22 protein-coding genes and 1 pseudogene are annotated in these 19,269 nt (G+C 63.8%); 11 read left to right on the top strand and 12 right to left on the bottom strand.

The features are described 5' to 3' along the window. Positions 1-59 precede the first annotated feature (59 nt). The 5 genes from NLY36_RS15450 to NLY36_RS15430 form a co-directional block, all read right to left on the bottom strand. A complete protein-coding gene (locus NLY36_RS15450; protein ID WP_023687573.1) occupies positions 60-1,241 on the bottom strand; it encodes a trans-sulfuration enzyme family protein in 1,182 nt (393 codons plus the stop codon). Then, complete coding sequence (locus NLY36_RS15445) at positions 1,238-2,671, bottom strand: pyridoxal-phosphate dependent enzyme (RefSeq protein ID WP_023687574.1); 1,434 nt, start codon at positions 2,669-2,671, stop codon at positions 1,238-1,240. The genes NLY36_RS15450 and NLY36_RS15445 overlap by 4 nt, the downstream gene beginning before the upstream one ends. A 227-nt stretch (positions 2,672-2,898) precedes the next feature. Further along, positions 2,899-4,266, bottom strand: coding sequence for an FAD/NAD(P)-binding protein (locus NLY36_RS15440; protein WP_023736706.1), 1,368 nt, complete (start codon positions 4,264-4,266; stop codon positions 2,899-2,901). Positions 4,267-4,282: 16 nt separating this feature from the next. Next, positions 4,283-4,759, bottom strand: coding sequence for an RrF2 family transcriptional regulator (locus tag NLY36_RS15435; protein ID WP_023736707.1), 477 nt, complete (start codon positions 4,757-4,759; stop codon positions 4,283-4,285). A 415-nt stretch (positions 4,760-5,174) separates the two neighbouring features. After that, positions 5,175-5,336 (bottom strand): hypothetical protein, encoded by a 162-nt coding sequence (locus NLY36_RS15430; protein ID WP_023706948.1) that lies wholly within the window; start codon positions 5,334-5,336, stop codon positions 5,175-5,177. Positions 5,337-5,568: 232 nt separating this feature from the next. On the opposite strand from NLY36_RS15430, the gene tauA reads away from it, so the two are divergent. The 5 genes and pseudogenes from tauA to NLY36_RS15405 all read left to right on the top strand — a co-directional run. Further along, a complete protein-coding gene (gene tauA, locus NLY36_RS15425; RefSeq protein ID WP_023672086.1) occupies positions 5,569-6,582 on the top strand; it encodes a taurine ABC transporter substrate-binding protein in 1,014 nt (337 codons plus the stop codon). Between the two features lie 161 nt (positions 6,583-6,743). After that, positions 6,744-7,535, top strand: a complete 792-nt coding sequence (locus NLY36_RS15420) for a taurine ABC transporter ATP-binding protein (protein ID WP_023672087.1) — start codon at positions 6,744-6,746, stop codon at positions 7,533-7,535. Then, positions 7,532-8,392 (top strand): ABC transporter permease subunit, encoded by an 861-nt coding sequence (locus tag NLY36_RS15415; protein WP_023672088.1) that lies wholly within the window; start codon positions 7,532-7,534, stop codon positions 8,390-8,392. Before NLY36_RS15420 ends, NLY36_RS15415 begins: the two co-directional genes overlap by 4 nt. A gap of 80 nt (positions 8,393-8,472) precedes the next feature. Next, on the top strand, positions 8,473-8,655 hold the full coding sequence (locus NLY36_RS15410) for a hypothetical protein (protein WP_023672089.1): 183 nt from the start codon (positions 8,473-8,475) through the stop codon (positions 8,653-8,655). A gap of 109 nt (positions 8,656-8,764) precedes the next feature. Further along, positions 8,765-9,379: pseudogene (locus NLY36_RS15405) on the top strand (ATP-binding cassette domain-containing protein); the annotation flags it as partial. Positions 9,380-9,700: 321 nt separating this feature from the next. On the opposite strand, the gene NLY36_RS15400 reads toward NLY36_RS15405, so the two are convergent. Next, positions 9,701-9,886: a hypothetical protein gene (locus NLY36_RS15400; protein ID WP_023672095.1), complete on the bottom strand. Its 186-nt coding sequence runs from the start codon at positions 9,884-9,886 to the stop codon at positions 9,701-9,703. Positions 9,887-10,196: 310 nt separating this feature from the next. Here NLY36_RS15400 and NLY36_RS15395 point away from each other — a divergent pair, with 310 nt between their 5' ends. From NLY36_RS15395 to NLY36_RS15380, 4 genes are all read left to right on the top strand, one after another. Beyond that, the gene (locus NLY36_RS15395) at positions 10,197-10,556 is read left to right on the top strand and encodes a septal ring lytic transglycosylase RlpA family protein (protein ID WP_023672096.1); all 360 of its coding nucleotides are present in this window, start codon (positions 10,197-10,199) and stop codon (positions 10,554-10,556) included. Between the two features lie 252 nt (positions 10,557-10,808). Beyond that, positions 10,809-12,086 (top strand): polyhydroxyalkanoate depolymerase, encoded by a 1,278-nt coding sequence (locus NLY36_RS15390; protein ID WP_023736708.1) that lies wholly within the window; start codon positions 10,809-10,811, stop codon positions 12,084-12,086. 192 nt (positions 12,087-12,278) lie between these two features. Next, positions 12,279-12,896, top strand: coding sequence for a transglutaminase-like cysteine peptidase (locus tag NLY36_RS15385; protein ID WP_023736709.1), 618 nt, complete (start codon positions 12,279-12,281; stop codon positions 12,894-12,896). Between the two features lie 284 nt (positions 12,897-13,180). Next, on the top strand, positions 13,181-13,387 hold the full coding sequence (locus NLY36_RS15380; protein WP_023672099.1) for a hypothetical protein: 207 nt from the start codon (positions 13,181-13,183) through the stop codon (positions 13,385-13,387). Between the two features lie 95 nt (positions 13,388-13,482). Here the strand turns inward: NLY36_RS15380 and NLY36_RS15375 are convergent, their stop codons facing one another. From NLY36_RS15375 to NLY36_RS15360, 4 genes are all read right to left on the bottom strand, one after another. After that, positions 13,483-13,851, bottom strand: a complete 369-nt coding sequence (locus tag NLY36_RS15375; RefSeq protein WP_023672100.1) for a helix-turn-helix domain-containing protein — start codon at positions 13,849-13,851, stop codon at positions 13,483-13,485. Then, positions 13,851-14,369: a Smr/MutS family protein gene (locus NLY36_RS15370; RefSeq protein WP_023692923.1), complete on the bottom strand. Its 519-nt coding sequence runs from the start codon at positions 14,367-14,369 to the stop codon at positions 13,851-13,853. Before NLY36_RS15370 ends, NLY36_RS15375 begins: the two co-directional genes overlap by 1 nt. Next, a complete protein-coding gene (mltA, locus tag NLY36_RS15365; RefSeq protein WP_023698095.1) occupies positions 14,366-15,466 on the bottom strand; it encodes a murein transglycosylase A in 1,101 nt (366 codons plus the stop codon). The genes NLY36_RS15370 and mltA overlap by 4 nt, the downstream gene beginning before the upstream one ends. Before the next feature lie 79 nt (positions 15,467-15,545). Beyond that, a complete protein-coding gene (locus tag NLY36_RS15360) occupies positions 15,546-16,250 on the bottom strand; it encodes a Tim44/TimA family putative adaptor protein (RefSeq protein WP_023672103.1) in 705 nt (234 codons plus the stop codon). A 196-nt stretch (positions 16,251-16,446) separates the two neighbouring features. On the opposite strand from NLY36_RS15360, the gene NLY36_RS15355 reads away from it, so the two are divergent. Then, the gene (locus NLY36_RS15355; RefSeq protein ID WP_023698096.1) at positions 16,447-16,947 is read left to right on the top strand and encodes an FxsA family protein; all 501 of its coding nucleotides are present in this window, start codon (positions 16,447-16,449) and stop codon (positions 16,945-16,947) included. Positions 16,948-17,086: 139 nt separating this feature from the next. Then, entirely contained in the window at positions 17,087-17,587 is a 501-nt protein-coding gene (secB, locus tag NLY36_RS15350) for a protein-export chaperone SecB (protein WP_023672105.1), read from the top strand. Positions 17,588-17,849: 262 nt separating this feature from the next. Here the strand turns inward: secB and dnaQ are convergent, their stop codons facing one another. Beyond that, positions 17,850-18,554, bottom strand: coding sequence for a DNA polymerase III subunit epsilon (gene dnaQ / locus NLY36_RS15345; protein ID WP_023672106.1), 705 nt, complete (start codon positions 18,552-18,554; stop codon positions 17,850-17,852). A 125-nt stretch (positions 18,555-18,679) separates the two neighbouring features. Continuing rightward, positions 18,680-19,264 (bottom strand): dephospho-CoA kinase, encoded by a 585-nt coding sequence (gene coaE / locus NLY36_RS15340; RefSeq protein ID WP_023698098.1) that lies wholly within the window; start codon positions 19,262-19,264, stop codon positions 18,680-18,682. Positions 19,265-19,269: the final 5 nt, after the last annotated feature.

Raw genomic sequence — 19,269 nt, 5'->3', positions numbered from 1 at the left:
GGATTTAATCTCGACGGTCAGCGCCGCCCCTCATTGTCATCGGTACGCATCCGGTACGCCTAGCCCCGCAGCGCCTGGTCCAGGTCGGCGATCAGATCATCGCCATCCTCTATCCCCGCCGACAACCGCACCAGCGAATCCGAAATGCCGATTTCCGCGCGCTTTTCCGCCGGGATCGAGCCGTGCGTCATCAGCGCCGGGTGTTCGATCAGGCTTTCGACGCCGCCGAGGCTTTCAGCCAGCGTGAACAGTTGCGTCCGTTCCAGGAAGCGTTTGGTGCCGGCGAGGTCGCGGTCGAGGTCGACCGAGATCATGCCGCCGAAGGCATGCATCTGTTGGACGGCGATGGCGTGCTGCGGATGGCTGGCCAGGCCGGGATAGACGACGCGGCGCACATCTTTTCGCGCCTCCAGCCACTGCGCAATCTTCAGGCCGTTCGTGGAATGCCGCTCCATCCTGAGCGCCAGTGTCTTGATGCCGCGCAGCGCGAGAAAACTGTCGAAGGGACCGGAGATGGCGCCGGTGGCGTTCTGCAGGAATTTCAGCTGGGCGGCGAGATTCTTGTTGTCGCCGACGATGGCGACGCCGCCGACCATGTCGGAATGGCCGTTGAGATATTTTGTCGTCGAATGGACGACAATGTCGATGCCGAGTTCCAGCGGCCGCTGGATGTAGGGGCTGCAGAACGTGTTGTCGGCGACCGTCAAAACCCCTTTGCGCCTGGCGAGTGCCGCAACGCCTTCGAGGTCGACGATACGCAGCAGCGGATTGGTCGGAGTTTCGACCCAGAGCAGTTTTGTCTCCGGGCGAATCGCTGCTTCCACCGCCGCCAGATCGGTGAAGTCCACAAAACTCACCTGCAGATTGGCCGAGCGCTTGCGCACCCGCTCCATCAGCCGGAACGAGCCGCCATAGATGTCGTCGGTTGCAACGATATGGGCGCCGCTGTCGAGCAGCTCGAGCACGGTCGAGATCGCCGCCAGGCCGGAAGCAAAGGCAAAGGCCGCCGAGCCGCTCTCGAGATCGGCCACCGCGCGCTCGAAGGCAAAGCGGGTCGGGTTTTGGCTGCGGGCGTACTCAAACCCCTTGTGCACGCCGGGCGACTGCTGGCCATAGGTCGAGGTCGCGTAGATCGGCACCATCACCGCGCCGGTCAGCGGGTCATGGCTCTGGCCGCCATGGATGGTGCGCGTGGAAAAAGCCAGGCGGTTCTTGCCCGATGGGGATGTTTCAGCAGTCATCGTGCGCGCCTCAAATGGTTGATCAGGTCGATACGGGTTATCAGGCCGACGAACTCGTCGCCATCGAAGATGATGGCGACCTCGTTGCGGTCGAACACCGGCAGCAGCGCATCCAGCGTCTGGCTGGCCTGCAGCGTGTGCAGATTGGAGGTCATGGCGGTGCGCACCGGGGCGTTGAAACGGTCCCAGCGGCCGTCATAGGGGCCGTCGACCTTGGCCAATATATCGCCCTCATCGATAATGCCGACCAGCTTGCCGTTGTCCAGCACCGGCAGCTGCGAGACATCGGAGCGGCGCATGCGGCCATAGGCGTTGAGCAGGCTTTCGTCGGGGCCGACATAAACGGTGTCGCCGGTGCGGTGCGAGCGCATGACGAGGTCGCGCAGATCGCCATGCTGTTCCTGTTCGGCCAGCCCCTGCTCGGCCAGCCAGAAATCGTCGAACACCTTGGACAGATATTTGTTGCCGCTGTCGCAGACGAAGGTGACGACGCGTTTTGCTGTCGTCTGCTCGCGGCAATAGCGAAGCGCGGCCGACAGCAGCGTGCCGGAAGACGAGCCGGCGAGAATGCCTTCCTTCGAAAGCAGGTCCCGCACCGCCAGCATGCTCTGCTTGTCTGGGATGGAATAGGCTTTCCTGACCAGCGACAGATCGGCATTGGGCGGCACAAAATCCTCGCCGATGCCTTCGACGGTCCAACTGCCGGCCTCTTCCATCTTGCCGGTCTTGATCAGCGGCGCCAGCACCGATCCGACGGGGTCGGCCAGCACCATTTCGGTTTTCGGCGATGTTCTGGCGAAATAGCGGCCAAGCCCGGTCAGCGTGCCGCCGGAGCCGACGCCGACGACCACGGCGTCGAGGTCGCCGTCGAGCTGGGCAAGGATTTCCGGTCCGGTGGTGGTCTCATGCGCCTCAGGGTTGGCCGGGTTGGCGAACTGGTTGGCGTAGAAGGCGCCGGGCGTTTCCGATGCGATCTTCTCGGCCATGTCCTGGTAATATTCGGCATGGCCCTTGCCGACATCGGAGCGGGTCATGCGCACTTCGGCGCCGAGCGCGCGCAGATGCTGGATCTTTTCGCGCGACATCTTGTCGGGCACGACGAGGATGATGCGGTAGCCCTTGGGGATGCCGACCTGGGCGAGGCCGAGACCGGTATTCCCGGCGGTCGCCTCGACGATGGTGCCGCCGCGCTTCAGCTTGCCTTCCTTCTCGGCCGCGGCAATCATCGACAGCGCAATGCGGTCCTTGATCGAGCCACCGGGATTCTGGCTTTCGAGCTTGATGAACAGCCGGCACTTGCCGGTGTCGAATTTGGTCAGTTCGACCACCGGCGTCTGGCCGATGAGGTCGAGCACCGAGGCGTATGGCGGACGCAGGCGCGATAACGTGCCGTCCGAACTGCCTGGCGCAGCTTTTCCGTGCTCGCTCATGTCGATGTGCTCCCTTGAACAAGCGACCGCCTCGGGGGCAGAGCGGCAGCGTAGCTTCTTTTCCGGCCGTTTGCAGTCGGAAAGAAGGTAGATCGTGCCAATCAACCGGCGAGAGGGGGAATGGAATTCCAGTTTGAGGCGGGCTTTGGACTCAAGCCCAACACCCTCCGTAGCGATCCTTCCCACTCCCCTCTGAGGGGAGTGCTATCCCGCCGACGTCAACAGCTTTACCCCAGCAGCTGCTTGCTCAGCCTAGCGCATTGCACGCGGATGTCGGGGATGGCGTCGATCTCGAAGAAGGTGCCGCGGGTCAGCGGCCCGACGGCGAGGATCTTGGCCGATGCGGTGCCGTCGCCGGCGATGATTTCGCACTTGGCCGTTACATCGAGGCCAAGCCGCAGCGGGTCGGGCCGCGCCAGGCCGCGGTCGACCAGCGAGCGCACGACGCTGTTCGACGTCGTCGAGATGTCGCGGGCGATGCCGGTGCAATCATAGATGCGGGCGACCTGCAGCGTTTCCAGCGCCTTTGTGTGGCGGGACTGGATGCCGACGGTGAATCCATCGCCAGCCTCGATGCCGACGACACGGCCGGCGACCGGGCGGATGCGGCCGGTGCGCACCGCTTCGGTGACGCGGGCATGCACCTCGGGCGCCAGCCGATGGCGATGGATGTCCCACCAGGCCTTGGTGTGCTCGACGAAGCGGCGCTTGGCCGAGGACGGCCAGTTCTGCCAGATTTTCTGATTGAAGGGTCGCAGCCCATCGACGACGTCGCGCCAGTCGATGCCGGCCTTCTGGTTTTCGCGGATCAGATCGCGGAACCAGCCGACGAAATAGGAGAGCTGCGTGCCGAGCGGAATGTCGGCGACGTCGAGCTTGATCGGGTTGCCCTTGCGGTGCGGCGACGGCAGCAGCCCGCGCCGCGATAAGGCGACGATCTCGCCGCGATGGCCGCGCTGCTCGAGCGACAGGAAGGCATCGACCATGCTGAGCCCGGTGCCCAGCACCAGCACGCGGGCTTCAGGATCGAGCGCGGTGTCGGCCTCGGTGCCCATGCGGATGGCGTGGCCCTGGCCGGCGCCGGGCTGCTCGTCATGGCCGGTGGCAAGCACCGCCAGATGCGCGACGACGCTGGTGCCGTTGGCCAGCACAACTTCGACGCCGGACGATGTCGGCGAGATCGACAGGCTTTCCTCGCGAATCAGCCTGAGACGGCCGGTTTCCTTTTCGCGCGCTTCGAGCTCGTCGAGCACTTCCTTGAGGTAGCGGGCATAGACGCTGCGCGGCGCATAGAAGGGTGTCTGCGGCGTCTGTTCCTGGCTTATCAGGCCGCGCCCCTGCAACCAGCGCCAGAAATTCAGGGGATCGTCGGCATAGGCGCTCATGCCGGCAGCACTGACGTTCAGCACGTGCGCCGACAAAAGCGTCGAATAGGCGATGCCCTGACCGAAATGCGGACGCTTTTCGATCAGCGTAACGCGCAGGTCCGGATTGGCCGATTTGAGCAGATGCGCGGCCAGCACGACGCCGCTGGCACCGCCGCCGACGATGATGATCGAGCTGGGGATGATCGAATTGGCGCGCGCGACGCTCATGCGAGCAGGCTCAGGATCAGGCGGGGACCTTTTGCGCCGGCGCAAGCTCGTCGATGTCCCTCGCGACCGGAAGGTCGTCGAGGACGATGTCGCGCATCTCGGCCAGCGTGCGCTGGTCGAGCACCTCGGCGATCGCCTGCCGGACCTCGAGCATCAGATGTCGGACTTGGCATGTCGCCTCATTGCAGTCTTCACAGCGCTGATACTGGGTGCGGCTGGCGCAGGGGATGGGCGCCAGCGGTCCGTCGAGCACGCGCACGACATGGCCGACCTTGATCTCGTCGGCCGGGCGCGCCAGGCGATAGCCGCCATCCTTGCCCTTGCGGCTCTGGACGAAACCGGCATTGCGCAATTCGCCCATAATGGCGTCGAGGAATTTCTTCGGGATGTTGTTGCCGCTGGCGATGTCGCCGACAAAGGCGAGCTGTCCCGTCGGCAGTTGCGCCAGATGGACCAGCGCCTTGAGGCCGTACTTGCCTTTTTTGGTGAGCATAGACCGAATGTTTCTCTGTCAGGCGATGGCCCAAAACCATCGGTTGCGAAACGCCTGACGTGCCTCCCCGCCGCGTGCAAGCTGCTTCGACACATAAATTCTACTGACATGATATACAAGCCGAGAAACCTTGATTTTGCTTCGTTTTCACGCCGCAGGGGCCACTTTGGCAAGCTTTGTGCCGTTAAGGTCACAGCCAGCCGCGAGCGATAGCGGCGATGAGCGGCGGCTCCTGCTCCCAATGTCGATAAGATTACTATACTTACCCTCGAACACGCGGAACGTGTTTTCAAATCAACCGTCTTTTACAGCATGGATTTGCGCCATTTGGGGCTTTGCCAGGAATTTTGGGTCGCAGCCCGCGGATCGGCGAAACATGACTCCCGACAACTCGGGCGCCGCCCTGCGCCCGAAATCAGGACGCCGCCTTGCCGCTCTGAGACCGGGCGGCCTTGGCGGCCACCGGCACGCCGCTTGACCGCAGCATCCAGCGGTGGCCGTCGCTGCGGAAGTCGGTGAGGCTCAACGGCTCGACATCGATCCTGCGGCAGGCCGCAAGCGGCGCGCCGAGCACCAAATCAGGCCTCTTCCGTAGCGAGGGTTGGCAGGACCACCAACTCTTCAGCACCTTTCGGGCGCCGTTTGCGTTTGCGCACGGTTCGACACGGGCCGGTCACCGCGCCCGCATCAGCCGGTGGTTTTTTTCTAACAAGTGCTTCTTGCTTGGAAGGATTTAACTCTACAAGAATGATAGAATTAGCTGACTATGAACAGGCATCCGGTTTTTCTCATTTTTCATGGAGCCTTTCATGTCCAGCATTTCGCGACGCATTGTCCTCCTGTCGTCGGCAGCTTTGGCGGGTGCGGCCTTCCTCGGCCCGGCCCAGGCGCAGGACCTCAACATCACCATTGGCTACCAAACGGTGGTCGAACCTTCGAAAGTAGCACAGGCCGACGGCGCCTATGAAAAGGCGACCAAGGCAACGATCGACTGGCGTAAGTTCGATTCCGGTGCCGATGTCATCGCCGCCGTCGCATCCGGTTCGGTCGATATCGGCTATGTCGGCTCGAGTCCGCTGGCCGCGGCCGCCAGCCGCGAACTGCCGATCCAGACCATCTTTGTCGTCGGCCTGATCGGCCAGTCCGAGGCGCTGGTCGCCCGCAATGGATCCGGCATCGAGAAGATCGCCGACCTCGCCGGCAAGAAGGTGGCGGTGCCGTTCGTGTCGACCACGCATTACAGCCTGCTTGCCGCGCTGAAGCACGAAAACGTCGACCCGAAGTCGGTCGAAATCCTTAATCTCAGGCCACCGGAAATAGCCGCCGCCTTCGCCCGCGGCGACATAGACGCGGCCTATGTCTGGGATCCGGCGCTCGGCCAGATCAAGACGACAGGCAAGGTGGTGCTGGATTCCTCGCAGGTTGCCGCCTGGGGCGCGCCGACCTTCGACGCCTGGATCGTGCGCACCGACTTCGCCGAAAAGAACCCGGACGCCGTGCGCGATTTCGTCAAGGTGACCGGCGAATCCTATGCCCAGTTCCTGGCCAAGCCCGAGGCATGGTCGGTTTCGTCGCCGGAAGCGGCCAAGATCGCCAAGATCACCGGCGCCAAACTGGAAGAGGTGCCGCAGCTCCTCAAGGGTTACGTCTTCCCGACATTGGAGGAGCAGGCTTCCGACAAATTCCTCGGCGGCGGCACGGTCAAGGCGATGGAGGCAGCTTCGGCCTTCCTCAAGGAGCAGGGCAAGATCGACGCCGTGCTGCCCGACTATTCGAAATACGTGTCGTCGAAATACGTGACCGAGGCTCTGGCCTCGAACTGATCTTCAGTTTTACGCAATTCCGGACGGAAAACCGCTTCACACTTTTCCTGGAATTGCTCTGAACACGCGCGGTTTCCTCTTCCCTGACGCCGCGTGCTGCCTGTCCCGGATCCGCTTAACGAGGGCCGGGGCAGGCTGATTTTCTTCCGGAGCCCCTTTTCATGCCGCATCTCGTACTCGACCCGCATCTCGTACTCGACAAGGCCTCGGTTCACTATGACGGCCAAGCAGCGCCGGCGGTCGACCGAGTTTCCATCGATGTCGCCAAGGGCGATTTCGTCGTGCTGGTCGGCCGCTCCGGCTGCGGCAAGACCTCGCTGCTCAATGTCGCCGCCGGCCTGGTCGAACCCGCGCGCGGGGTCGCCACGATCGGCGGCAGACCGATCACCGGCCCAGGCTCCGACCGGGCGGTCGTGTTCCAGAACGATGCGCTGTTTCCCTGGCTGACGGCTCGTGAAAACGTCGGCTTTGCGCTCAGGCTGCGCGGCGTGCCGCAAGCCGAGCGGGCGCGCCGCGCCGACCAGTTGCTGGCGCTGGTCAAGCTTGACGGCGTCGGCGACAAACGCATCTGGGAATTGTCCGGCGGCATGCGCCAGCGCGTCGGCCTCGCCCGAGCGCTCGCGGCCGAGCCGGAATTCCTGCTGCTCGACGAACCGCTCGGCGCACTCGATGCGCTGACGCGCGAGCGCATGCAGACGACGCTGCTCGACCTGTGGACCGCAAGCCGGGTCGGCGTGCTGATGGTCACGCATGGCATCGAGGAGGCGCTGGTGCTGGCCACAAGCATCGTCGTTTTGGCGCCCGGACCGGGCCGCGTGGTGCGGACATTCGAGACCGGTTTCAGCCGGCGCTATGCCGCAGGCGAGCCGATCCGCACCATCAAGGCCGATCCGGCCTTTGCCGCGGCGCGCGGCGAGCTGACCGATGCGATCTTCGAAGGAGAGGTGGCATGAGCGTCACCTCCTACAGCGAGCGGCCGGCCACCGGGACCGGCGAGGCCGATGCCATTTCGGTGCCGTGGTCGCGGCCGGTGCGGAAGCGGCGCGGGGTTTCCTCGCGGGCGATCAGCGCCGTCACCATCCTGGTCGTGCTGGCGGCATGGGCGCTGTCTGCGCGCCTGCAACTGGTGTCGCCGGTGTTCCTGCCGTCGCCCGCCGCCGTGTGGACCAAGTTCATCGTGGTGATCAAGGACGGCTTCGTCGACGCGACTTTGCTGCAGCATATCGTCGCCAGCCTCGGCCGCGTGTTCGCGGCGCTGCTCGCGGCCATCGTCATCGGCGTTCCGGTTGGGCTGGCTATCGGCATTTCGACGGTCGGGCGCGGCATCTTCGATCCCTTGCTCGAATTTTTGCGGCCGATCCCGCCGCTCGCCTATCTGCCGCTGGTCATCATCTGGTTCGGCATCGGCGAGCCGTCAAAGATCCTGGTGATCGCCATTGCCATGCTGGCGCCGGTGGCGCTGTCGACGGCCTCGGGCGTGCGCGGTGTCTCAAAGGAGCGCATCGATGCGGCGCGTTCGCTTGGTGCGACGCAGCGCCAAGTGGTGCGCCATGTCATCCTGCCCAGCGCGCTGCCGTCGATCCTCACCGGCCTGCGCATCGCGCTCGGCGCCGGCTGGTCGACGCTGGTTGCAGCCGAGCTGGTGGCGGCAACGCGCGGCCTCGGCTTCATGATCCAGTCAGCCGCCCAGTTCCTGGTCACCGATGTCGTGGTGATGGGAATAGTGGTGATCGCGACAATAGCCTTCGTGCTGGAATTCATCATCCGCCGAATCGAGCGTCAGCTGGTTCCGTGGGCGGGAAAGGAATGACAACAAGTTCTGCCGGTTTGACCGGCTGCTTCCCTTCGCAGCACGGCGACCGCCGACCCCGGAACAGAAGGAGTGATGTCATGACCCAGTCCACCGCGGTGCTGTTCGCCCATCTCGGCAACTGGCTGCTCGCCTGGCGGGAGAACTCGTCGTCGCAGCCGCAGCCGAAATCGCCGGCCCCCGTGCAACTCGACGCCGAACGCGACCGCCTGCCGCCGCGCGACGAGGGATTTTACTGGGCCTGGCAGTATTGGTCGCAGTGAGGTGATTGGCGCTCCTCGCCCCGTGAACGGCGAGAAAGAGGCTTTCTCGACCCGCCCGTAGAAAACAATTCCGTTCCGCCTATTCATCTCGCAAAATCGTTTCTCTACTAAGAGCGGCTGCGGCAAGAGCACGCTTTTGCGGCTGCTGGCGGGGCTCGACCGGCCGACGGCAGGATCGCTGACATTCGGGCCGGAAGCCAAGGCCGGCGCTGGCGAAGAGAGCCGCTTCATGTTCCAGGAGCCGCGGCTGTTGCCCTGGGCCAGCGTGGTGAAAAACGTCGAGGTCGGGCTGACCGGGCTTGCCACCGGTGCGGAAGCCAGGCGGCGCGCGCTCGCCATCCTGGGTGAAGTCGGCCTCGCCGACCGCGCCGACGAATGGCCCTCGGTGCTGTCGGGCGGCCAGAAGCAGCGCGTGGCGCTGGCGCGTGCACTGATCGGACAGCCTCGGATCCTGGCGCTCGACGAGCCGCTCGGCGCGCTCGATGCGCTGACCCGCATCGAAATGCAGCAGCTTCTGGAACGTATCTGGCTGGAGCAAAAATTCACCGCCGTGCTGGTGACGCATGACGTCGCCGAGGCGGTTGCGCTCGCCGACCGGGTGGTGGTGATCGACGAGGGCCGCATCGCGCTCGATCTCGACGTGTCGGTGGCGCGGCCGCGCCGGCGTGGTTCGGTCGAGCTTGCCAGGCTGGAGGGCAGGATTCTGGATCAGCTGTTCGGGTAGAGCCTATCGCGGGCAGGGCATTCTATCCGAACCGGATAGATAGGTAACAGAATGGACCGGCAATATGGGGTGGCTGTTTTCTTGCTCGCCGGGTTGGCCCTGTTTGCGACTGCGGGTTTGACCAGCGCCTTCCCCCACTCCGTCACCGCTTCGCGGCGCCACCTCTCCCCCCTCCGGAGGGAGGGGAAGGGAGCCAGGCCGCATAAGTTCGCGCCCCTGCAAGGCTCGCGCCTTTCCTCTCCCCCGTCGATCGGGGGAGAGGTGTCGAGCGAAGCTCGACGGAGTGGGGGTCGATCTGTGGCGGTCGACTTTCGTCGCAACTCACCCCGGCGAACGGCTCGCCCATACCAGCCCGGCGAAACCGACCAGCATGGTCACGATGCCGATATAGAGCCATTGCGACTGGCCGGTCATGAAGCTGCCGCCGACCACGCCAATGCCTTGCAGCGACCACAGCGCGCCGATGGCCAGTACGATCAGAGCCAGCAGATATTTGAGCAGTCTCATCGTTGGAATCCCTTTTCAAAGTCGATGGTCAACTGCGCCATGACCGTGATGACAGAGCGAAAGGACGGCGCCCAATCGCGCTCTCTTCTACTTGTAATATAACGTCCTGCCTTGCTCACGGAATCTGTGAAACAGCTCGCAATATCGCCGGCGATACGGCCGCGCCACACGAAAGATGCCTGACAAACTGTTTCCCAGCGACTCCAAACGTGTGCCGGTGCCACGGAACTGCCCGATGCTTGCCGCATTTCCTGCCTTATTCGACACTTAACGGCTGGGGTCTGTCGAAAACGGAGCCAATCCCCCCAACATGAAGAAAACAAACCAGACCGCGCTTGTCGCGGTAACGATCGCGGCTGGCCTGATGGTCGGTGCATCCGCCTCCTCCGCCGCTGGCCAGTGCGGCCGCGCCTCCTGGTACGCACTGCATTCCAGGACCGCCAATGGCGAACGCATGAACCCGTCGGCGCTGACCGCCGCGCACCGCAGCCTGCCTTTCGGCACCAAGTTGAAAGTGACCAACCAGAATAATGGCCGCAGCGTCATCGTGCGCATCAACGACCGCGGCCCGTTCATCAAAGGGCGCGTGCTCGATCTGTCCAAGGGCGCCGCCGGCCAACTCGGCTTCATCGGCTCCGGCCATACCTCGGTGTGCATGGCGCGCGTCTAGATCTGTCCAAGTCCGGCCCGATCGGGCCGGACACATCCTGCCCCGTCGTCCAACAGCCTTGCATTTTGCAGTGCACATTGAGCCGGCTGCACCCGCCCAACGCGGTTTCTCAAGGCCTTGGACGAAAGATTGGCATATGTCACGCCACGTGACGTATTGCATCGCAGCAATATCTTGTTAACCTCCGCGCGAGACATTCAAGGCTCGGCGCTGTCCGTCGTCCCTTCGGTCACGGCAGCTGCGGAGTACCTGATGTTCTACCAGCTCTATGAAATGAACCATGCCGCCCTGCAGCCCGCGCGGCTTTATGCCGATGCAGTGCGGCTGTTCTACACCAACCCCCTCAATCCGTTTTCGCATACGCCGTGGGGCCGCTCGGTCGCCGCCACCGCCGAACTGTTCGAGCGCACGACGCGCCGCTACAGCAAGCCGCATTTCGGCCTGAGCAAGACCGTGGTCGACTGGAAGAGCGTCGAGGTTAGCGAAAAGACCGTGTGGTCGAAGCCGTTCTGCAATCTTACCCGCTTCGAGCGGTCGGTGCCCGCCGGGCGCAAGGCCGACCCCAAGCTTCTCATCGTGGCGCCGATGTCGGGCCATTATGCGACGCTGCTGCGCGGCACGGTCGAGGCGATGCTTCCCTATGCCGACGTGCACATCACCGACTGGGTCGATGCCCGCATGGTGCCGGTGACCGACGGCCATTTCGACCTCGACGACTATATCGACTACATCATCGACATGCTGCATGCGCTGGGGCCGGACGCCCATGTGATGGCGGTGTGCCAGCCTTCGGTGCCGGTGCTGGCGGCGGTGGCGCTGATGGAAAAGCGCGGCGATCCCTTCGTGCCCTCGACCATGACCCTGATGGGCGGGCCGATCGACACACGCCGCAACCCGACCGCGGTCAATCTTCTGGCCAAGGAGAAGGGCATCGACTGGTTCCGCGACAACGTCATCATGCATGCGCCATGGCCGGTGCCGGGCTTCGGCCGCGAGGTCTATCCGGGGTTCCTGCAGCTGTCGGGCTTCATGAGCATGAACCTCGACCGCCACATCACGGCCCACAAGGACTTCTTCATGCATCTGGTCAAGCATGACGGCGACAATGCCGAGAAGCACCGCGATTTCTACGACGAATATCTGGCGGTGATGGACCTGACGGCGGAATTCTATCTGCAGACCGTCGACACGGTGTTCGTGCGCCATGCGCTGCCCAAGGGCGAGATGACGCATCGCGGCGAGGTGGTCGACACCAAGGCGATCCGCAATGTCGCGCTGTTCACGGTCGAAGGCGAGAACGACGACATTTCCGGTCTCGGCCAGACCCAGGCCGCCCACGATCTCTGCCCCAACATCCCGGCTGACCGGCATGCGCATTACATGCAGCCGGCCGTCGGCCATTACGGCGTCTTCAACGGGTCGCGATTCCGCTCGGAAATCGTGCCGCGCATCGTCGATTTCATCACCAGCTACGGCCGCCAAACACGCGTAGCGGTGAAACCCAAGCTGGTCCGCTCCGCCAAAGGCTGAGGCTCGATCCGGCTGCAGCGTGCATTGCCCGCAAAAGCGGGGCGATTTTGCGCGCCACAGGCGTTCTGTTGCACAATAGACGCTGTTGGGCGGGCGCGGGTAACCATGCCGAAGAATCTGGCTCCCCCGATAATTGACACGGAGTGTAAATCCCCTTTAACCTTTCGTTAACAACAAGGGCGAACGGGGACAATGACTTCCTCATCGATGGCACGGACGCTGCGCTTGTGGGCGGCAGCAGGGCTGGCGATCTCTGCGTGCTGGGCAGTGCCGGCACTTGCAGGCGGCGCCATGGCGACGGGCGGCATGACCTCGCAGCCGATCGGCCACTATGATTTCTGTAAAACCCAGCCCGGCGAATGCTCGATCCGGCCGAGCAACCTCAACCCCGCCGCGATGACCGACGCCTTCATGCGCAAGCTGATCAACGTGACGTCAAGGGTCAACGCCGCCGTCAAGCCGATGAGCGACTACGACATCTATGGCAAGGACGAGGTCTGGGCCTATCCCGACAAGGGCGTCGGCGATTGCGAAGACTATGTGCTGGAAAAGCGCCGCCAGCTCTCGCGCTCTGGCGTGTCGCTGGCCGATCTCTTGATCACCGTCGTGCGCAAGCCGGACGGCGAAGGCCATGCCGTGCTGACCGTGCGCACCGACAAGGGCGACTACGTCCTCGACAATCTGACCGACAAGGTGAAGATCTGGGACGCCACCGGCTATCGCTTCCTCAAGCGGCAGGCCATCGACAATACCGGCCGCTGGGTCTCGATCCGCGGCGGCCAGCAGGTACTGGTCGGCGCGGTTCAGTAAGGACACGACGCTTTCGAACGAGCGGGATATCGGCCCGCGCGCCATCTTCAGGATGAGTCAGCGCTGCCCTCATCAACGCTGCGGAATAGGTGCCGGCGCAGCGGCTATCTCCCTTCCCCCGTCACTACGGGGAGAAGGTGCCGGCAGGCGGATGAGGGCAGCGCTGCCCTCGAAATCTTATCTCTCGAAACGCCTCCTCAAAAAATTTCGCTACCTGCGTGAACCAAACCGTCTCCAGCGGCGACACACAGCCGTAAACAGAAACCCAACCATGGAGACTTCAAATGACTGCTTTCCTGCGTAATGCTTTCCTCGCCGCCATCGCGGTATCGTCCCTGGCCGGATCCGCTATGGCCGACCAGACCGGCTGCGCCAAGAACAACCAGTGGGGCAATCGCTGTTGCGATCTCACCTCGGACTGCCTGGGTGGCGGTCGCGGCGGCGATCATGACAGCACTGGCGGCCGTGGCGGCCAGGCCGGCGCGAAGTAATCTCGCTATATGCCCGCTGGCTAACGGCCGGCGGGCATCGCCTTCAGGATGAAATGCCGGCGCTATTGATGAGCATTCGTGGCCTTGGCGCCGCCCTACTTACGCCGCTCCAGTGCCGCCCGGATCGAGCCGGTGATGCGGGCAAGCTCGGCTTCGTCCAGCTTCTCGATGTTTTCGGCCAGGAGATTGGCCAACTCGGTGGCAGCAGGACTAAGGCCGGACGTATCGAGTCTCACCCGCGGATGTGAGGCCTCGGCCAGACGCGCCAGCTCTTCGGCATCGTCCCAGATGACGTTGAAATAGCCGATGATCTTCTGGATCAGCGTCCAGGTCGGCGCGCCGCGGCGGCCATGTTCCAGCGCCGACAGATAGGCGGCGCTGACTCCGATCGCCTGCGCCATGTCCTTCTGGCGCAAGCCGCGCTCGGCTCGAAGCGCCCGCAGTTTTTCGCCGAACGGCGTCATCAGCGGGTTCGCCTGAGCCGAACGTAGAGCGCGCCCGAACCGCCGTGGTTGCGGGCGGCGTGATCGTGGCTGGAGACCAGCGGCCGGAAGGCAGGCGTCGACAGCCAGGCAGGCACGGCGCGCCGCAAGACGCCGTCGCCGCCCGACGACGACCCTTTTCCCGTAATGACTAGGACATAGCGGACCCCGCCGGCATGGGCCCGGTGCAGGAACGAAAACAGCAGCGAATAGGCCTCGTCCTGGGTCATGCCATGCAGATCGACGCGGCCTTCGATCGGCAGCCGGCCCTTCTTCAGCTTGTCCAATGTCGGCTCGTCCAGCGCGTGCGATACATGCTGCGCCTTCGGCTTGGCGGCGAGGACCGGACCGACAGCGACCGGCGTCTGTGCCGGCTTGGGGTCGACGACAATGTCGGGAATCTCGACCGCAGTCCGGCCCTTCAACGGTCGGGCGGTGCGCGCCACCAGGTTCCACAGCACCCGGTCGTCTTCATTGAGTTTATCGGGGCGCTTGTTCATCGATTCGATTCCGAAACGAGAGCGCGTGGAAACAAGGCATAGAAATCGGCCGCATTGCGAACGACGCCGGCGATCTCGCCGGCCGCATCGCCGGAGCCGGCGAACAGATCGCCCCGCGCCGGCCCGGTGATGGCCGAACCGGTGTCCTGCGCAATCATCAGCCGCCGGAACGGTTTTCCATCGAAGGCGGTCAGCGACGGAGCGTCGATGTAGAAGGGCGTGCCGAACGTATGCAGCAGCCGGTCGACGGCGAGCGAGCGGCCGGGCGTCAACGGCACCTTGGCGGCGGCGATAGGACCGAGTGCGGCATCGTCGACATCGGCTTCGCGAAAGAAGATGTAGGAGCGGTTCTGCCAGAGGATCTCGTCGACGCGATCCGGATGCGCCCTGAACCAGGCGCGGATAGACTGCATCGTCACTTTTTCCAGTCGGATTTCGCCGAGTTCGGCGAGAATCTTCCCCGGACCGCTGAAACGTTGGCCGGATTTGGCGGCGTAGGTGACGCGGCAAAGCCGGCCGTCGGTCATCTTCAGCCTGGCCGCACCTTGCACATGGATGAAGAAGACGTCGACCTTGTCGGCAAGCCAGGCGATTTCCAGGCCTTGGCCGGCCAGCGCGCCTCTCTCGATCTCACTGCGGTCGAAATACTCCACCAGGCCCTGCGGCGTATCGCGGGCGAAAGCGAGATAGTCGTCCATCCCTCGAGGACGGTTGGCATCATCGATGTCGACGAGATCGGAAGGCCGCGCCAGCAGCGGCACCGTGAATTCATCCGTGCGCACTGGTGAGGCCTCGGCCTCGGGCTCGTAGAAGCCGGTGACCAGGCCGAGGTTTTCGGATCGAATCTGGACCGGGGCGAAATGGCGCTCGAAAAAAGCCTTGGCCGCCGACCGATTCGCCGGCGAAACGGTGCGCGCCTCGTCATAGGCGCCGGCAAACGCGTTGAACCGGACGCCCAACGAACCGGTGCGGTAGGGCTTGTTCAGGACATGAAAGGCCGAACGGCGGAAGGCTTCGAAAGCGGGCAGATGGTCATCGGAATTCCAACCGGGAAGATCATCGAAGGACTTTTCCACGAAAAGCGGCGAGAGCGACACCTCAGCCTCGCCACTGCCGATGTTTGCCTGCATGTCGCTATCCCAAAAAAGCTGCCCGCACCGGGCGACATGCATAGGCTCAGTCTTCTTCCTCGGTGGCGACCAGCTTCCAGTTCGGATCGCGCGAGCGTGTGTCGCGGGCGAAGGTCCAGACATCCTTGACCTCGGCCACCGTCTCGGGATCGCCATCGATGACGGCACCCGCCTTGTCGCGGGTCGCCGAAATCAGTTCGCTCACGATGCGCAGCGTGATGTGGGCCTCGCCGCCCTTCATCTCGGCCGAGACGATGTCGGCCTTGTCGATGCCGACGAAGGAGGACTGGATCTTTTCGGCTTTCGCCTCGCGGTCGCCAATCGCGGCAACGAAGCCGTCAAAAACCTCGCGCGACAACAGGTTCTTCAGCGTTTTTCGGTCGCCATCGGCATAGGCCATGACAATCATCTCGTAGGCCATCTTGGCGCCGTCGACGAAGACTTTGGGGTCGAAGGAGGGATCATTATCCTTGATCGCGCGCAGGCCCTTGTTGAGGTCGGTGTCGGGCTTGGCGAAGGCATCGATGGCCGCGTAGGTCTCGGCAGCCGTCTCGCCCGGCATGCGCTTGCGTGGCAGCGAAACCACATTTTCGGGCTTCTGGGTCGCGTCCTTCTCGGTGCGGCTGGCCGTGTACGGATCGAAGGGCGGGCGCTCGCTGCCCGTGCGGCGGCCAAGCACGTTGCGCAGCTGGAAAAAGATCACCACCGCCGCAATCAGAAAGAAAATGGTGCCGAAGTCGAAGAATCCCATATCTTTCGCCAATCAATCCCTGACTTGGCCGGGACCGCCAGCCAATCGGGCGGCGGTCGCATGGCGTTAAACATGCAAAGCATATAGAACGCATGGCGCAATCATTCAAATCAAAGGCAGGCATACCTATCTAACGGCCTCAGTGCCAGCGGCGATTATGCGCCGCCCGGCAAACATGGAAACGATCGGTCAAGACTTGCGCATTTCCTTCCTTCCTCTGTTCCTGCTTGCGCTGCCGCTGCTGGAAATCGCCGGTTTCGTCATTGTCGGCCGCGAGGTCGGGGCGCTCGCCACGGTCGGCCTGGTGCTGGCTTCAAGCATTGCCGGCGTGCTTCTGCTCCGGCACCAGGGTTTTGGCGTCATGGCGCGGGTCCGCGCCGAGATGGCCGGCGGCGGCGACCCCAGCCGCCAGCTCGCGCATGGCGCCATGATCGTGGTCGCCGCGATCCTGTTGATCATCCCTGGCTTCATTACCGATATTATCGGCCTGCTGCTGTTCCTGCCGCCGGTGCGCGACCTTGCCTGGCGCAAGCTCAAGGGCCGCATCGTCGTCGCGACCGATTTCACGGCCGGCGGTTTTCGCGGCAGGTCGCGCGACAAGGTCATCGACCTCGACGACCGCGACTATTCGCGCGAGGACGATTTCAAGCGCGGTCCCGACCATAACTCGCCGTGGCGCCGCCTGAAGGACGACTGAACGTCACCTTGCCAACGACTGACTATTGACCCCTTTCGGCCTGAAGGCGGCAAACCTTGTCTTGTCTTGCCGACCATGCTAGCCAACGCCCGATTTCAATTCGGTCAGCGCTGCTGTCCAGGCAAAAGGAACAAGGCTCATGGCCAGCAAAGATGACGCGCCGGTCGGCGCCGCCAACGGCAACGGCGAAACGGCGCAGCCGTCGCTCAACGTGCTTGCCCAGTATGTGAAGGACCTGTCCTTCGAAAGCCCCGGCGCGCCGAACTCGCTGCGCGGCCGCGACAAGGCCCCAGGCATTGCGATCAACGTCAATGTCAATGCCAACCCGCTCTCCGACAAGCAGTTCGACGTCAATCTGACCTTGAACGCCAAGGCGTCCTTCGACCAGGAAGTGCTGTTCAATGTCGAACTGGTCTATGGCGGCGTCTTCGCCATCGCCGGCTTCCCGCAGGAGCACATGCTGCCGATCCTGTTCATCGAATGCCCGCGGCTTTTGTTCCCGTTCGCCCGCCAGATCATCGCCGAAGCCACCCGCAATGGCGGCTTCCCGCCGTTGATGCTCGACCCGATCGATTTTGCACAGATGTTCCAGCAGAAGCTGGCCGAGGACCAGGCGGCATCGAAGGTCAAGGTGAGCTGAAGGCAAGCGTCACGCGCATGAGTTGAAAGCCCGGCTTCGTGCCGGGCTTTTAGTATACTGAGATGCTGGCGGGACAGCACCCCCTCTGCCTTGCCAGGCATCTCCCCCTCAAGGGGGGAGATTGGCCGTCATCGCGACCTTCGCCAAATTTAGACGTTGCAGGAATGGGCTGGAGCGGCGAAGCTGCTGATCTCCCCCCTTGAGGGGGAGATGGCCGGCAGGCCAGAGAGGGGTGTGACGGAACGCTACTTCCGCGATCCGTTCACCCCGCCGCCACCTTCAGCCACAGCGCCTTTTCACCGAGCGTCGCCACCAGCCCCGCATGCGCCGCTCGCTCGCCCTCGGTCAGGCGCGGCGGCAGGGCGATTGGCCTGGCGGCGATCGAGATGTCGATATCGGCAACGTCGCCATTGCTGTTGAGCTGCACCACGACGGCGTCGAGGACAAGTGCGGCCTGCTTGCCGCCGATGAGTTCGATGTAGACTTCGGCCAGGAGCTCGGAATCGAGCAGCGCGCCGTGCTTGGTGCGGTGGCCGTTGTCGATGCCGTAGCGGCGGCAGAGCGCGTCGAGCGAATTAGGGCCCATCGGATGCTTGCGCCGCGCCAGCGCCAGCGTGTCGACGACGCGCCCGGTGTCTATGGCCGGCTGGCCGAGCCGCCCGAATTCCGTGTTGAGGAAGCCGATGTCGAAATTGGCGTTGTGGGCGACGAGCTTGGCGCCGTCGGTGAAGGCGAGCCATTCCTCGGCGATTTCGGCAAAGGTCGGCTTGCCGACGAGGTCGGCGGCGCTGATGCCGTGCACGGCTTGCGCCTCGACATGGACGGCGCGCCCCTGCGGATTGATGAATTTGTGGAAGGTGCGGCCGGTCGGGAAGCGGTTGACCAGCTCGACGCCGCCAAGCTCGATGATGCGGTCGTCGCGCATGTCGAGTCCGGTGGTTTCGGTATCGAAAATGATCTCACGCATAGAATCAACCTACTCCTGGAGGAGTAGAATCATGGAGCGGAACAAAATGGCAATGGGCAATGCCGACAGCCTGCCGTCAGGGGCCTTATGGGCGCGACTTATCCCCCAGGAGTTAGCAGGCGAGCTCAGCGTCCTGAGAGCTCGGCAATGATCGCGCCGACCGCGGTGCGGGCGGCGTCCATGCCTTCACCGGTGTCGATGACGAAATCGGCCTGCCGGCGCTTTTCGGCGTCGGGCACCTGCTTGGCCAGGATTGCCGCCAGCTTTTCCTCACTCATGTCAGGACGCGCCAGCACGCGGGCGCGCTGGATATCGGCCGGCGCGGTGACGACGACGACCTTGTCGACACGGTTGCGGCCGCCGGTTTCGAACAGCAGCGGAATGTCGAGCACGACGAGCGGCGCGCCGGCGGCGCGGTGCCTTGCCAGAAAGGCATCGGCATCGGCCCGCACCAGCGGATGGACGATCGCCTCCAATGTCTTCAGCGCAGCAGCGTTGCCGAGCACGCGGCGCGCCAACTCGGTGCGGTCGACCGAACCGGCAATCACGGTGCCGGGAAAGGCCGCCTCGACGAGAGGTGCTGCCTTGCCGGCATAGAGGCGATGCACGGTCTCGTCGGAGTCATGCACCGGCACGCCGGCGTCGACGAACATTTTCGCCGTCGTCGACTTGCCCATGCCGATCGATCCGGTGAGGCCGAGCACGGTCATCATTT

Source organism: Mesorhizobium sp. C399B, assembly GCF_030323185.1.
GTDB lineage: Bacteria > Pseudomonadota > Alphaproteobacteria > Rhizobiales > Rhizobiaceae > Mesorhizobium.
The sequence above is the reverse complement of the archived record's forward strand: the minus strand, read 5'-3'. Positions and strand labels throughout refer to the sequence as shown.

Excerpts from the sequence above, each read along its gene's own strand:
- NLY36_RS15360 (WP_023672103.1), bottom strand. The coding sequence starts at position 16,250 with ATGGGATTCTTCGACTTCGGCACCATTTTCTTTCTGATTGCGGCGGTG.
- NLY36_RS15390 (WP_023736708.1), top strand. The coding sequence starts at position 10,809 with ATGTTCTACCAGCTCTATGAAATGAACCATGCCGCCCTGCAGCCCGCG.
- NLY36_RS15420 (WP_023672087.1), top strand. The coding sequence starts at position 6,744 with ATGCCGCATCTCGTACTCGACCCGCATCTCGTACTCGACAAGGCCTCG.
- NLY36_RS15395 (WP_023672096.1), top strand. The coding sequence starts at position 10,197 with ATGAAGAAAACAAACCAGACCGCGCTTGTCGCGGTAACGATCGCGGCT.
- NLY36_RS15380 (WP_023672099.1), top strand. The coding sequence starts at position 13,181 with ATGACTGCTTTCCTGCGTAATGCTTTCCTCGCCGCCATCGCGGTATCG.
- NLY36_RS15445 (WP_023687574.1), bottom strand. The coding sequence starts at position 2,671 with ATGAGCGAGCACGGAAAAGCTGCGCCAGGCAGTTCGGACGGCACGTTA.
- coaE (WP_023698098.1), bottom strand. The coding sequence starts at position 19,264 with ATGACCGTGCTCGGCCTCACCGGATCGATCGGCATGGGCAAGTCGACG.
- tauA (WP_023672086.1), top strand. The coding sequence starts at position 5,569 with ATGTCCAGCATTTCGCGACGCATTGTCCTCCTGTCGTCGGCAGCTTTG.
- NLY36_RS15435 (WP_023736707.1), bottom strand. The coding sequence starts at position 4,759 with ATGCTCACCAAAAAAGGCAAGTACGGCCTCAAGGCGCTGGTCCATCTG.
- secB (WP_023672105.1), top strand. The coding sequence starts at position 17,087 with ATGGCCAGCAAAGATGACGCGCCGGTCGGCGCCGCCAACGGCAACGGC.
- NLY36_RS15375 (WP_023672100.1), bottom strand. The coding sequence starts at position 13,851 with ATGACGCCGTTCGGCGAAAAACTGCGGGCGCTTCGAGCCGAGCGCGGC.
- NLY36_RS15385 (WP_023736709.1), top strand. The coding sequence starts at position 12,279 with ATGACTTCCTCATCGATGGCACGGACGCTGCGCTTGTGGGCGGCAGCA.
- NLY36_RS15410 (WP_023672089.1), top strand. The coding sequence starts at position 8,473 with ATGACCCAGTCCACCGCGGTGCTGTTCGCCCATCTCGGCAACTGGCTG.
- NLY36_RS15440 (WP_023736706.1), bottom strand. The coding sequence starts at position 4,266 with ATGAGCGTCGCGCGCGCCAATTCGATCATCCCCAGCTCGATCATCATC.
- NLY36_RS15370 (WP_023692923.1), bottom strand. The coding sequence starts at position 14,369 with ATGAACAAGCGCCCCGATAAACTCAATGAAGACGACCGGGTGCTGTGG.
- NLY36_RS15400 (WP_023672095.1), bottom strand. The coding sequence starts at position 9,886 with ATGAGACTGCTCAAATATCTGCTGGCTCTGATCGTACTGGCCATCGGC.
- NLY36_RS15415 (WP_023672088.1), top strand. The coding sequence starts at position 7,532 with ATGAGCGTCACCTCCTACAGCGAGCGGCCGGCCACCGGGACCGGCGAG.
- dnaQ (WP_023672106.1), bottom strand. The coding sequence starts at position 18,554 with ATGCGTGAGATCATTTTCGATACCGAAACCACCGGACTCGACATGCGC.
- NLY36_RS15450 (WP_023687573.1), bottom strand. The coding sequence starts at position 1,241 with ATGACTGCTGAAACATCCCCATCGGGCAAGAACCGCCTGGCTTTTTCC.